At 70.5% G+C, this 13042-nt stretch carries 12 protein-coding genes; 9 read left to right on the top strand and 3 right to left on the bottom strand.

All coding sequences use genetic code 11. The features are described from left to right. The first annotated feature begins 47 nt into the window (after nucleotides 1-47). The 9 genes from G6N64_RS06985 to G6N64_RS06945 all read left to right on the top strand — a co-directional run bounded on the left by G6N64_RS06985 (nucleotide 48) and on the right by G6N64_RS06945 (nucleotide 8615). A complete protein-coding gene (locus tag G6N64_RS06985; RefSeq protein WP_163796217.1) occupies nucleotides 48-1049 on the top strand; it encodes a magnesium transporter CorA family protein in 1002 nt (333 codons plus the stop codon). Nucleotides 1050-1162: 113 nt separating this feature from the next. After that, nucleotides 1163-1501, top strand: coding sequence for a DUF732 domain-containing protein (locus G6N64_RS06980; protein WP_163796216.1), 339 nt, complete (start codon nucleotides 1163-1165; stop codon nucleotides 1499-1501). Nucleotides 1502-1584: 83 nt separating this feature from the next. Next, the gene (locus G6N64_RS06975; protein WP_163796215.1) at nucleotides 1585-3114 is read left to right on the top strand and encodes a Re/Si-specific NAD(P)(+) transhydrogenase subunit alpha; all 1530 of its coding nucleotides are present in this window, start codon (nucleotides 1585-1587) and stop codon (nucleotides 3112-3114) included. 3 nt (nucleotides 3115-3117) lie between these two features. Further along, a complete protein-coding gene (gene pntB, locus G6N64_RS06970; protein ID WP_163796214.1) occupies nucleotides 3118-4539 on the top strand; it encodes a Re/Si-specific NAD(P)(+) transhydrogenase subunit beta in 1422 nt (473 codons plus the stop codon). 6 nt (nucleotides 4540-4545) lie between these two features. Then, nucleotides 4546-5412: an EamA family transporter gene (locus G6N64_RS06965; RefSeq protein ID WP_246230992.1), complete on the top strand. Its 867-nt coding sequence runs from the start codon at nucleotides 4546-4548 to the stop codon at nucleotides 5410-5412. A gap of 54 nt (nucleotides 5413-5466) precedes the next feature. Then, nucleotides 5467-6036 carry a TetR/AcrR family transcriptional regulator gene (locus G6N64_RS06960; RefSeq protein WP_163796213.1) on the top strand — a complete coding sequence of 190 codons (570 nt, stop codon included), beginning with the start codon at nucleotides 5467-5469 and terminating at the stop codon, nucleotides 6034-6036. Between the two features lie 157 nt (nucleotides 6037-6193). Next, nucleotides 6194-6628 (top strand): ester cyclase, encoded by a 435-nt coding sequence (locus G6N64_RS30160; RefSeq protein ID WP_163796212.1) that lies wholly within the window; start codon nucleotides 6194-6196, stop codon nucleotides 6626-6628. Beyond that, entirely contained in the window at nucleotides 6625-7371 is a 747-nt protein-coding gene (locus tag G6N64_RS06950) for an SDR family NAD(P)-dependent oxidoreductase (RefSeq protein WP_163796211.1), read from the top strand. Before G6N64_RS30160 ends, G6N64_RS06950 begins: the two co-directional genes overlap by 4 nt. A 104-nt stretch (nucleotides 7372-7475) precedes the next feature. Next, entirely contained in the window at nucleotides 7476-8615 is a 1140-nt protein-coding gene (locus G6N64_RS06945; RefSeq protein WP_163796210.1) for an acyl-CoA dehydrogenase family protein, read from the top strand. Nucleotides 8616-8678: 63 nt separating this feature from the next. On the opposite strand, the gene G6N64_RS06940 is transcribed toward G6N64_RS06945, so the two are convergent. From G6N64_RS06940 to G6N64_RS06930, 3 genes are all read right to left on the bottom strand, one after another. After that, nucleotides 8679-9896 carry a sensor histidine kinase gene (locus G6N64_RS06940; protein WP_246230991.1) on the bottom strand — a complete coding sequence of 406 codons (1218 nt, stop codon included), beginning with the start codon at nucleotides 9894-9896 and terminating at the stop codon, nucleotides 8679-8681. A 2-nt stretch (nucleotides 9897-9898) separates the two neighbouring features. Beyond that, entirely contained in the window at nucleotides 9899-10537 is a 639-nt protein-coding gene (locus tag G6N64_RS06935; protein ID WP_163796209.1) for a response regulator, read from the bottom strand. 228 nt (nucleotides 10538-10765) lie between these two features. Continuing rightward, nucleotides 10766-13042 (bottom strand): MMPL family transporter, encoded by a 2277-nt coding sequence (locus G6N64_RS06930; protein WP_163801490.1) that lies wholly within the window; start codon nucleotides 13040-13042, stop codon nucleotides 10766-10768.

Here is a 13042-nt window from a genome sequence, read left to right as displayed (position 1 = left end):
TCGAGACCAAGCCCGGCACCGGCCGCGCCGGGGAGCATGATGGTCGCGTGACCGAGGTACGCGGCCGGGTGTGGCGCAACGGCCGACCACAGGACGGCTTCTCCTTCCACGCCATCTCGGACTGCCTCGCGTCGGAGGACGAACTGGTGTGGGCCGACGTCTACGACCCCGACCGGGCCGCGCTCGACGACCTCGCCGCCGAACTGGGTCTCAACTCCTGGGCCGTCGAAGACGCCACCGCCCCCAAGGAGCGGGCCAAGGCGAGCGTCTACCCGACGCACACGTTCTTCACCGTCTACGCCGTCGACGCGGTGCCACCCGTCGACGACACCACCTCGCTGCTGGTCAAGCACCGCATCTCGGCCTTCGTGCTGCCCCGGGGGCTGATCACGGTGCGGCTGCCGCCGGTGGCGGGGACGGCGGACTTCGACGTCACCACGGTGTCCGACCGGTTCGACGAACTCGGCGGCCAGAACCACGGGGTCGGCGCGCTGGTGCATGGTCTCCTCGACGTCGTCGTCGACGGGCACTTCGAGGCCGTGCAGGCGCTCGACGACGCCATCGAGGCGCTGGAGGACGAGCTGTTCGCCGAGGGCGGGCCCTCACGGGGACTGCAGCGCAGGACGTTTCGGCTCCGCAAGGACCTGGTGGACCTGCGCCGCGTCGTGCTGCCGATGCGGGAGGTGGTGAGCGCCATCCAGCACCGCCGCCTCGACGCCAGGACCTCGCCCGAGCTGGACCCCCTCTACGCCGACCTGTACGACCACGTGTTGCGCGCCTCGGAATGGACGGAGTCACTGCGCGACATGGTTACCACTGTGTTCGAGACCAACCTGTCGCTGCAGGACGCCCGGCTGAACGTCGTCATGAAGAAGCTCACCGGCTGGGCCGCGATCATCGCGGTACCGACCGCCGTGACGGGCTTCTACGGCCAGAACGTCCAGTACCCGGGCATCGACACCACGCACGGGTTCGTGGTCAGCACGCTGATCATCGCGCTGCTGGTAGGGCTGCTCTACGTGACGTTCAAGCGCCGCGACTGGCTGTAGCCGCCGGACCGCCTGGCGGGGACGCCAAGAATCCGTTGAGAAGACGCCAAGCGGTGCGTCCGACGCTGTGTGCACACCTCGCAGACAGCGGGGACGACAGCGAAGGAACCGACATGATCCGCACCCACCTCGCCCGCATCGCCGCCACCACCGTCGCCGCAGGAGCGCTCGGCCTGGCCGCCGTCGCAGGGGCCGGCACGGCGGCGGCGGGAACCGCCGACTACGAGTTCCTGTCCAACCTCGACGCCGGCGGCATCGTCTACCCCACCGACCGCGCCGCCATCTCCGACGGCCACCTGGTGTGCGACATGCTGGCCGACGGCCAGTCCGGGACCGACATCGGCGCCACGATCATGGGCAACAGCGACCTCTCGGCCGACCAGGCCGCCACGCTGGTCGTCGAGGCCGCCAGCGCCTACTGCCCGGGCTACTTCGACCAGGTCGTCGCCTGACGGTGCCCCGGAGCCGGTGAGCGCATCGCTCACCGGCAGAGGGGTGTTCAGGCCCGTGCTGAGCAAAATGCGAGACTCTTCGGATGCAGATCGGGATTCCGCGCGAGTCTCACGCGGGTGAGACGCGTGTCGCCGCCACGCCGCAGACCGTCGGGCAGCTACTCAAGCTGGGCTACTCCGTCGTCGTCGAGTCCGGCGCGGGCGATGCCTCCAGCTTCGCCGACGCCGCATACGTCGAGGCAGGCGCCGATGTCGGCGATCCCTGGACCGCCGACGTGGTGCTCAAGGTCAACGCTCCCGACGACACCGAGATCGCCCGGCTCGCCGACCACGCCACACTGGTCGGCCTCATCTCCCCGGCGCTGAACCCGGAGCTGGTGGAGAAGCTGTCCGCCCGCCCGATCACGGTTCTGGCGATGGACGCCGTCCCGCGCATCTCGCGCGCGCAGTCCCTCGACGTGCTGTCGTCGATGGCGAACATCGCCGGCTACCGGGCGGTCGTCGAGTCCGCGCACGCGTTCGGCCGGTTCTTCACCGGCCAGGTGACCGCGGCGGGCAAGGTGCCGCCCGCGAAGGTGCTGGTCGTCGGCGCCGGCGTGGCCGGGCTCGCCGCGATCGGCGCTGCGGGCAGCATGGGCGCCATCGTGCGTGCCACCGACCCGCGGCCCGAGGTCGCCGACCAGGTCAAGTCGCTCGGCGGGGAGTACCTCTACGTCGACAAGGAGGCCGCCGAGGTCTCGGCCACCGGCTACGCCAAGGAGATGGGCGACGACTACAAGGCCCGCGAGGCGGCGCTCTACGCCGAGCAGGCCCAGGACGTCGACATCGTCATCACCACCGCGCTGATCCCCGGCCGCCCCGCGCCGCGCATCATCACCGCCGAGATGGTCGCCTCGATGAAGCCGGGCAGCGTGATCGTCGACATGGCCGCGGCCAACGGCGGGAACGTCGAGGGCACCGTCAAGGACCAGGCGATCGTCACCGACAACGGCGTCACGATCATCGGCTACACGGATCTGGCCGGACGGCTGCCCGCCACGGCCTCCCAGCTCTACGGCACCAACCTGGTCAACCTGCTCAAGCTGCTCACCCCGGAGAAGGACGGCCGGCTCGTCCTCGACTTCGACGACGTCGTGCAGCGGTCGGTGACCGTCGTCCGCGACGGCGAGACCACCTGGCCACCGCCGCCGGTACAGGTCTCCGCCGCCCCGCCGGCCGCCGCCGTCGCGGCCGCGCCCGTGCAGGCCAAGCCCGTCAAGGAACCGATGACCGCCGGACGCCGGTTGGCTGTCACGTTCATCGCCGCCGCAGTGCTGTTCCTGCTCATCGCGCTGTCCCCCGCGGCCCTGCAGGTGCACCTCACGGTCTTCGCTCTGGCGATCGTGATCGGCTACTACGTCATCGGGCACGTGCACCACGCGCTGCACACGCCGCTGATGTCGGTGACGAACGCGATCTCCGGGATCATCGTCGTCGGCGCGCTACTGCAGATCGGCCACGGCGACGCCGTCGTCACCGCGCTGGCCGCCGTGGCGATCCTGCTGGCCAGCATCAACGTCTTCGGCGGCTTCGCGGTGACGCGTCGCATGCTCGCAATGTTCTCGAGGAGCTAAGTCATGTTCACCCTGGAGACCACTGCCACCGCGGCCTACGTCGTCGCGGCCCTGCTGTTCATCCTGGCCCTCGCCGGCCTGTCCAAGCACGAAACCTCGCGCGCAGGCAACACGTTCGGCATCGCGGGCATGACCGTGGCGCTGGTCGCCACCGTCGCCCTGGCCATCAGCCGCCACATCGAGCCGCTGGGCCTGGGCCTGCTCGCGGTGGCGATGGTCATCGGCGCCGCGATCGGTCTGTGGCGCGCCCGCGTCGTCGAGATGACCGGCATGCCCGAGCTGATCGCGCTGCTGCACAGCTTCGTCGGCCTCGCCGCGGTACTGGTCGGCTGGAACGGCTACCTGCACGTCGAGGGCGACCTCGCCGGCACCGAGGCCGCGGTGCTGGACGGTCAGAACCTGCTCGGCATCCACTCCGCCGAGGTCTTCATCGGCGTGTTCATCGGCGCGGTCACCTTCACCGGGTCGATCGTCGCGAACCTCAAGCTCTCAGCGCGCATCAAGTCCACCCCGCTGATGCTGCCCGGCAAGAACTTCCTCAACGTCGGCGCGCTGGTCCTGTTCGTCGCGCTCACGGTGTGGTTCGTCATCACCCCGCAGCTGTGGCTGCTCATCGTCGTCACGGTGCTCGCCCTGCTGCTCGGCTGGCACCTGGTCGCCTCGATCGGCGGCGGCGACATGCCCGTCGTGGTCTCGATGCTCAACAGCTACTCCGGCTGGGCCGCCGCGGCGTCGGGCTTCCTGCTGTCCAACGACCTGCTCATCGTCACCGGCGCGCTCGTCGGCTCCTCCGGCGCGTACCTGTCCTACATCATGTGCAAGGCGATGAACCGGTCGTTCATCTCCGTCATCGCGGGTGGCTTCGGCATCGAGGCCGGCCCCGCCGAGGACAAGGACTACGGCGAGCACCGCGAGATCACCGCCGAGAACGCCGCGGAGCTGCTCACCTCGGCCAGCTCGGTGATCATCACCCCCGGCTACGGCATGGCCGTCGCGCAGGCCCAGTACGGCGTCGCCGACCTCACCCGCAAGCTGCGCGACCGCGGCGTGAACGTCCGGTTCGGCATCCATCCCGTCGCCGGTCGCCTGCCCGGCCACATGAACGTGCTGCTCGCCGAGGCGAAGGTGCCCTACGACATCGTCCTCGAGATGGACGAGATCAACGACGACTTCGACGACACGTCCGTCGTCCTCGTCATCGGCGCCAACGACACCGTCAACCCGGCCGCGTCGGAGGACCCCAGCAGCCCCATCGCGGGCATGCCGGTGCTCACCGTGTGGAACGCCGACAACGTCATCGTGTTCAAGCGGTCCATGGCCTCGGGCTACGCCGGCGTGCAGAACCCGCTGTTCTTCCGCGAGAACACCCAGATGCTGTTCGGCGACGCCAAGGACCGCGTGGACGCGATCAACGCCGCGCTGTAGTCCCCCGTGGTCCGCGTCCCGTCGTGGTCGGTGCCGCTGTTCTTCGTCGTCGGCGCGGTGTCGCAGTACGTCGGCGCGGCCGTCGGGGTGTTCCTCTTCGAGACCACCGACCCGGCGGCCGTCGCGTGGCTGCGCTGCGCCGCCGCCGCGGTGGCGCTGCTCGCGTGGCGACGGCCGTGGCGGACGCGGTGGACCCGGCGTGGAATCGCGGTCGCGGGCGGATTCGGCATCGTCACCGTCGGCATGAACGTCGCGTTCTTCGAGTCGATCGCTCGCATCCCGCTGGGTACGGCGGTCGCCATCGAGTTCGTCGGTCCGGTGGCGGTCGCCGTGCTGGGCTCCCGACGTCCCCGCGACCTGCTGGCCGTCGCGCTCGTCACGGCAGGCGTGGCGCTGGTGGCCGGCGTGCAGGTGGGCGTCGACCCGGCGGGCGTGGGCTTCGCCCTGCTGGCCGCCGCACTGTGGGCCGGTTACATCCTGCTGGGCAAGCGGGTGGCGGACGCGGGCGCCGGGCTGGACTCGCTGGCGGTGGGGATCGCGGTCGCGGCCGTGCTGCTCGCGGCCCCGCTGCTGTGCGGCCAGCTGATCGACGACGCGCACGTGTTCGCCGACCCGCGCACCTGGGTGCTCGGCACCGCCGTGGGCGTGCTCTCGACGGCGGTGCCCTACGCGCTGGATCAGGTGGTGCTGAAACGGATCGGCCGCGCGCGGTTCGCGCTGCTGCTGGCACTGCTGCCCGCGACGGCCGCCGTGGTCGGTGCCGTGGTGCTCGCGCAGCGGCCGACCGTCGCCGAGGTGTTCGGGATCGCGCTGGTGATGGCCGCCCTGGCGGTCGGCGCGGAGCGTGGCCCACGGACCGTCGCGGCGCCCTGACCTGGCCTGATCCGCGCTTCCAGTCCCGGGGACGCGCCTCCGTAGGATGGTCGCATGGCACGACCGCCGGAGTTCGACCGCGCGCAGGCGCTGGTCAGTGCCCTACACCTGTTCTGGGAGAAGGGTTATGACCGCACCACGGTCCGCGACCTGACCCAGGCGATGGGCATCTCGGCCCCGAGTCTGTACAACGCGTTCGGCGGCAAGCAGGAACTCTTCGACGAGGCCGTCGCCACCTACACGGGAGCCCCGACCCGCGTCGTGCCGCCGGGACTCCGCGAACGCACCGCCCGCGAGGTGTTCGCGAAGATCCTCGACATCGCCATCCGCGAGTACTGCAGTTCCACTCAACCGCGGGGATGCTTCGTCATCTCCGATCCCGTGCTGATCGACGAGCGCCAACTCGGGCGCGACGCGATCCGGACGCGGCTTCGGCAGGCCCACGACGACGGCGACCTCCCCGAGGACTCGAGCGTGGACGCGCTGACCGACTACGTCGACGTCGTCCTGCGCGGCCTGTCCTCACTCGCTAGGGACGGTGCGGATCCCGACGCGATGCGGGCTGCGGCGGACGTCGCACTCGGCGCGTGGCCGCGGGCACCGCGACGGTCCGCCCGGGGCTGATCCGGGCCCGACCGCCTCGCGCATCACTTCGTGTTCGCCTCGTGCGCAACCGCTTTCGGTTCGCGGCGCATCCGGGGTGCGTTCAGGGCACGGGTGGGACTATGGTTTTATCATCCTTGTTACAGAACCGTGGTCCGCCCGCAGCCAGGAGCCCCCGTTGAGCACTCCCCACCCGACACCCATAGACGTCGTCCGCCGCAACGTCGAGGCCGTGCAGAACGACGGTGACTTCGCCGTGTTCGACGAGATCTTCGCCGACGACTTCACCGACCACACCCCGCAACGGGGCGTGACCGCAGACAAGGACGGTGTCCGCGCGCTCTACACCGGACTGCGCGCGGCGTTCGGCGACTTCCACGCCGACATCCACTGGCAGACGGTCGACGGCGACAAGGTGACGACGTTCAAGACCTACAGCGGCACCCATCAGGGTCCGTTCCTGGGGGTTCCGGCGACCGGCCGAGCCGTCCGCTTCGACACCATCGACGTCTTCCGCGTACGCGAGGGCAGGCTCACCGACCACTGGGGCATCGCCGACCTGGTGGGCGTCCTGATCCAACTCGGCCAACTCTCGGACGAGACCGCGCTGTGAAGCCGCTCGACGGGAAGATCGCACTGGTCACCGGGGGATCTCGGGGCATCGGTGCCGCCATCTCCGCCCGCCTCGCCGCGGACGGGGCCACCGTCGCGTTCAGCTACGCGCGCGCGGCCGGGGTGGCCGCCGATCTCGCAGAGAGACTGCGCAGTGACGGCGCACGTACCGAGGCGTTCCAGGCCGACCAGGCCGACCCCGCGTCCTGCGCCCGCCTCGTCGACGACGTCGTCGCGACGTTCGGACCGCTCGACATCCTCGTCAACAGCGCGGGCGTCTACCGAACCGGAACGATCGACGATCCCGACCGCGACGAGGCGTCCTTCGCCGACCAACTGCAGACCAACGTCGTCGGCGTCGTCGCCACCACCCGCGCCGCGGTCCTGAACTTCACCGACGGCGGCCGCATCGTGTCCGTCGGGACGACCGGCGCGGCGCAGGCGCCATTTCCCGGGATCGGCGACTACGTGGCGACGAAGGCCGCACTGGCGGCGTACACCCGGGCGTGGTCCCGCGACCTGGGTCCTCGGCGCATCACGGTGAACATCGTGCAGCCCGGTGCCGTCGACACCGACATGAACCCGGCGGACGGCCCGAACGGCGACTTCCAGAAGTCGCTGAACTCGCTGAACAGATTCGCCGATCCGAGTGAGGTTGCGGCGCTGGTCGCCTTCCTCGTCGGGCCCGAAGCCGGTTTCATCACCGGCTCCACCGTGAACATCGACGGCGGCCTCAGCGCGTGAGCACAGCGCCCAAGGGCACACGGACGGGCAGCGATACAGTGGGCGGCATCCCGCTCGGCTGACGGTTCTTCGCGCGAGCGCTCATCACCGTAGGAGACGCACTCATGCCGGTCGACCGCCTGCTCCCCTCCGACGAGGCCGTCGAGCTGATCGCGCTGACCCGTGACGTCGCCGACAAGCTCCTCGACGGAGGAGTCGATGAACACGAGCGCAGCGAGACCTACCCCGACGGCCTGTTCGCCCAGCTCGGCGCCGCCGGGCTGCTGAGCCTGCCGCAACCCGAGGAGTGGGGTGGCGGCGGTCAGCCCTTCGAGGTGTACCTGCAGGTACTCGAGGAACTCGCCGCCCGGTGGGCCGCGGTCGCCGTCGCGGTCAGCGTGCACAGCCTGTCGTCGCACCCGCTGCTCGCGTTCGGCACCGAGGAGCAGAAGCAGCGGTGGCTGCCGGACATGTTGTCGGGCAACCGGATCGGCGCCTACAGCCTGTCGGAGCCGCAGGCCGGCTCCGACGCGGCCGCGCTGCGGTGCAGCGCCGTGGCAGACGGCGACGGGTACGTGCTGAACGGGTCGAAGTCGTGGATCACCCACGGCGGGATCGCCGACTTCTACACGCTGTTCGGGCGGACCGGCGAGGGCTCGAAGGGCATCTCCTGCTTCCTCGTCCCGGGCGACCTGCCGGGGCTGACGTTTGGCAAGCCCGAGGAGAAGATGGGGCTCGCCGCCATCCCGACGACGTCCGCCTTCTACGACAACGCGCACATCGACGCCGACCGCCGCATCGGCGCTGAGGGGCAGGGCCTGCAAATCGCCTTCAGCGCACTGGATTCCGGGCGGCTCGGCATCGCCGCGGTGGCCGTCGGGATCGCCCAGGCCGCACTCGACGAGGCCACCCGATACGCTAACGAGCGGACGACGTTCGGCCGCAAGATCATCGACCACCAGGGCCTCGGGTTCCTCCTCGCCGACATGTCGGCCGCCACGGTCAGCGCCCGCGCCACCTACCTCGACGCCGCCCGCCGACGGGATCGCGGCCTGCCCTACGGCGCGCAGGCCAGCGTCGCGAAGCTCATCGCCACCGACGCCGCGATGAAGGTCACCACCGACGCCGTCCAGGTGTTCGGCGGCGCCGGCTACACCCGCGACTACCGCGTCGAGCGGTTCATGCGCGAGGCGAAGATCACGCAGATCTTCGAGGGCACCAACCAGATTCAGCGCCTCGTCATCGCGCGCGGCCTGGCGGGCTGATCCCGCTCAGCCTTGCCGAGTGTCCGCTGGTGTCACGGTTTTCGCCCAGATCCGTGACGTAAGTCAACGTTCGGCGCGAAGGACCCCAGCGGACGTCTCCGGTGGCGAGGTGACGGTCACCAGCGTGCCGTGGGCCGACGAGTCGAACTCCATCGCTCCGCCCATCGCGTCAAAGCGGGCGAGCAGCGATCCCAGGCCGATGTGTCCGTCGGCCACCCTGTCGGCGATGCGGTCCGGGTCGAAGCCGGCGCCGTCGTCGCGGACCGTCAGGACGACGTGCTCGCCGGCCCGGCGCAGTCCGACCTCGACGTGCGTGGCGCGGGCGTGCTTGTGGACGTTGGCCAGCAGTTCCCGCGCGGCGCGGTACATCAGAGCCTGGGACTCGGGCTTGCCGACATCGTCGAGGTCGGCCACGATGACGTAGCTGCCACGATTCTGGAACTGCCGCAGCAGTTCTCGTACACCGGCCTCGAGGCCCAACTGTGCGAGCACCTGCGGGTGCAGTTCGCTGACGCCCGCGCGCAGGCTCGCAGCGGTCTGCTGCAGCGCGTCGTAGACGAGGTCGAGTGCCGGGTCGGGGGAGCGCTCGCGGAGTTCGTCGACCTCCATCCGCGCTGCCAGCAGGTTCTGCAGCGGCCCGTCGTGCAGGTGCTCGGCGATCTCGCGGTTGTGCCGTTCGTCGGCGGACATCGCCTCGGCGACGAGCAGACGCCGCACCTCCTGCAGCGCGTCCACTCTCGCTTGACGGCGGGCCAGGAAGAAGCACAGCGCGGTCACGGCGACGGCGAGCCACAGTAGGAACCCGACCTGGGTGTAGACGATGTCGGGCAGACCGACGTGGTCGTCGCGCTTCGAGTAGACGATCCACACCGCGAGATACCCGATGGGCGCACTGATTCCGAGCACACCGGTCAGCACGGGACGGTCCTGAAAGGCCACCGAGATCGGCAGCAGGAAGAACACCGGCAGCAGCGCAGCGGTCGCGCCACCGGACACCAGGCACAGTACGACCACCACCAGCACGTCGATCGCCGTCGACGCCCAGGACGCCCAGCGGGGCACCCCTCCGCGGATCACGATCGCCACCCACACGACGGCTGCGACGGCGTACACGCCGAGCACGATGGCGTACACCTCGGGCAGCCACGAGTCGACGTCCCAGATCCACACCAGCACCGCGATGAGGACGATCAGCGGCAAGCGCAGGAACGCCGACACCCGAACGGGATCCGAGGCGAAGTAGCCGAGGGTGCGATCCCACCGACTCTCGTGCAGCGCCACGGCTATTCCAGCAACCCGCGCCGCATCGCCTCGGCGACGGCGGCCCCCCGGTCGCTGACACCGAGCTTCTCGTAGAGCCGCTGTACGTGCGTCTTGACCGTGGACGGCGCGAGGAACAGTTCCTTCGCCATCGCCGGAATGCTGCGGCCGGTGGCGATCATCACCAGGACCTCGCGCTCACGCGGGCTGAGCGTGGGGGTGTCGTTGTCTCCGCGCCTGCGGATCTCGCCGGCGAGGCCAGCGGCCAGGCTCGGTGCGACGACGTCGCGGCCCTTGGCGCACTCCAGCACGGCGTTGACCAGTTCCGAGCGGCTCGACTCCTTCGGCAGAAAGCCCGCCGCGCCGTCCTGCAGCGCCTTGAACACGATCGCCGGTTCGTCGTGCGCGGACAGCAGCACCACCCGGGTGGGGAGCCGGTCGCGCACGACCGCGGCCGCGACCTGGGCGCCGTCGAGCCCGGGCATGCGGTAGTCGAGCAGGGCGACCACGGGCGAGTGATCGCGGATGGCCTGCAACGCCGCCATCCCGTCGTCGGCCTCGGCGACCACGTCGATCAACCCGCTGCCGGTCAGCGCCCGCACGACGCCGTCCCGGAACATCGGATGGTCGTCGCCCACCACCACACGCACCTTGTCGCTCACGGCGTCAGCTTCCCACAGCACCCTGGCGTCGGGTGGGTACTCGCGGCCCCCTCACCCGCACGTCCGCCGCGTCAGCGCTCGCCCAACCAGCCGCCGGGCGGTGCCGCGCCAGGGATCGTCATCAAACGTTGACGGCTCCAGCCGGATCGGTGCTCCGGAGCGTCGAGTGGGTACTCACGGCCCCCTCACCCGCACGTCCGTCGCGTCACCGCCATCTCGACGGTGCGTTCAGCGCGCGAACTCCCGCGGCATCCGGTGCCTGCCGCCCAGCATGCGGCGCGGCGGCGCGACCCGTCCGCACTCGCGCAACCCGAAGCGGTCGTGCCAGCGCGCCATACCCTCGGGCGCCCACCAGTTCCGCGGCCCCATCAGGTGCATGAACGCCGGGACCAGCAGCATGCGCACCAGGGTGGCGTCCATCAGCACGGCGAGCGTCAACCCGAGGCCGAACATCCGCATGATCGACACCTCCGACGCCATCAGCGCCGCGAACGAGATCGCCATCAGCAGCGCGGCGGCCGTCACGATGCGGCCGGTGCGCGAGAGCCCGAGTGCGATGGCCTCGTCGTTGTCGGCCTTGGTCCGGCGCCCGGACGCGAGCCAGTACTCGCGGATGCGCGAGATGAGGAACACCTCGTAGTCCATCGACAACCCGAACGCCACGCAGAACAGCAGCACCGGCACGTGGGCCACCAGCGATCCCGTCGCCGTCGTCCCCAGCGCACCGAGCGCCCCGTCCTGGAAGATCCACACCAGCGCGCCGAACGTCGCGGTCAGCGACAGCACGTTCAGCACCACGGCCTTGATCGGTAACAGCAGGCTCCCGGTGAGCAGGAACAGCAGCACGAACGTGATGACGGCGATCACCGCGAGCACGAGCGGCAGCCGAGCGCTGATCGCCTCGGCGTTGTCGTGGGTCACCTGCGCGATGCCGCCGACGAGGAAGTCCCGGCCGCCGGGTCCGATGACGGAGTGGATCCAGTCCAGCGGGGTGGGCGTCTCGTCGGTGACGATCGGCGCGTCGCTGGCGACCGTGAGATACGCACTGCCGTCGACGATTCCGGTGGGCGCCGACGGCGGACCGCGCAGCGCGCCGCCGGCGAACGTGCCGGTCGGCGCGGACACCGAGGTCACGTAGCGGGTGGCCGACAGGTCGCGGGCGAAGCGCGAGATCTCGGCGCCGCCGACGCCGTCCGCATCCGGCACCACGATCGTCATGGCCGTGGCCGGGTTGTAGCCGAACTCGTCGCGCAGCTGGTCGCCGACCTGCCGCGCCGACGCCGTCTCGGGCAGCATCCGCTCGTCGGGGAAGCCCCACTTCACGTGCAGGAAGGGCGCGCCGAGCGTCAGCAGCAGCACGGTGACGCCGATGCCGACGGCCACCGACCGCCGGGTCGCGAACCGCGCGGTGCGGTACCAGAACGTCCCGTCGACGTGTGGTGCGCGCCCGGGTCGGCCGATCGCCCGCCGCGCGAACGGCCGGAGGTCGAGGGCGTCGATGCGGTCGCCGAGCACCACGATCGCGGCGGGCGCGATGACGAGCGCCGCGAACGCGGTCAGCGCCACGACGGTCAGGCCGGCGTACGCGAACGACTTCAGGAAGTACATCGGGAACAGCACCAGCGCCACCATCGACAGGCCGACGGTGGTGGCGGAGAACAGCACGGTGCGGCCCGCCGTCGCCATCGTCTGGCACAGCGCGGTGTCCACGTCGGAGCCGGCGGCACGCTCCTCGCGGTAGCGGCTGACGATCAGCAGCGTGTAGTCGACGGCCAGCGCCAGCCCCATCGCGATCGTCAGGTTCAGCGCGAACGTCGACACCTCGGTCACCCGGGTGAGCAGCCGCAGCAGCGCCGTCGACCCCACGATCGCCCAGATGCCGACCAGCAGCGGGATCGACGCGGCGAGCAGACCACCGAAGACGCCGACGAGCACCAGGAAGGTGAACGGGATCGCGAGCGCCTCCATCGTCAGCAGGTCGCGCTCGGACTGCCGGTTGATCTCGACGTAGGCCATCGCCGGTCCACCCGCATTCACCGTCACGTCGCCGTGCCTGCCGGCGAACTGGTCGGCGAGTTCCTCCGCGTGGCGCTGGGACTGGCTGCCACCGCCGGTGATGCCGACGATCACCAGGCCGGTCGAGCCGTCGGAGCTGACGAGCGCGTCGGCGCTCGCCGGCGGCAGCGTCCACGCCGACTGCACGCCGACGACGAACGGGTAGGAGTCGAGCTGGTCGGCGATGTCGTGGCCGACGGCGCGGGTCGACTCGGCGCGGGCACCGCCGGGACCGTCGACGGTGAACACCATCTGCAGGTCGCCCTGGCCGAACCGGGTGGCCATCAGATCGGCCACGCGGGACGACTCGGCGCCGGGGTCGCGGAAGCCGGCCGCGGACAGCGACTTGGTGACGTGGATGCCGAAGACGGCTGCTCCGACGGCGAGCAGCGCGGCGACGGCGAGGATCAGGCGAGGTGCCGTGAGTGCGAGGCGAGCGATGAATTGCAG

The organism is Mycolicibacterium sediminis, from assembly GCF_010731735.1.
In the GTDB taxonomy this organism is placed as follows: domain Bacteria; phylum Actinomycetota; class Actinomycetes; order Mycobacteriales; family Mycobacteriaceae; genus Mycobacterium; species Mycobacterium sediminis.
The sequence above is the reverse complement of the archived record's forward strand: the minus strand, read 5'-3'. Positions and strand labels throughout refer to the sequence as shown.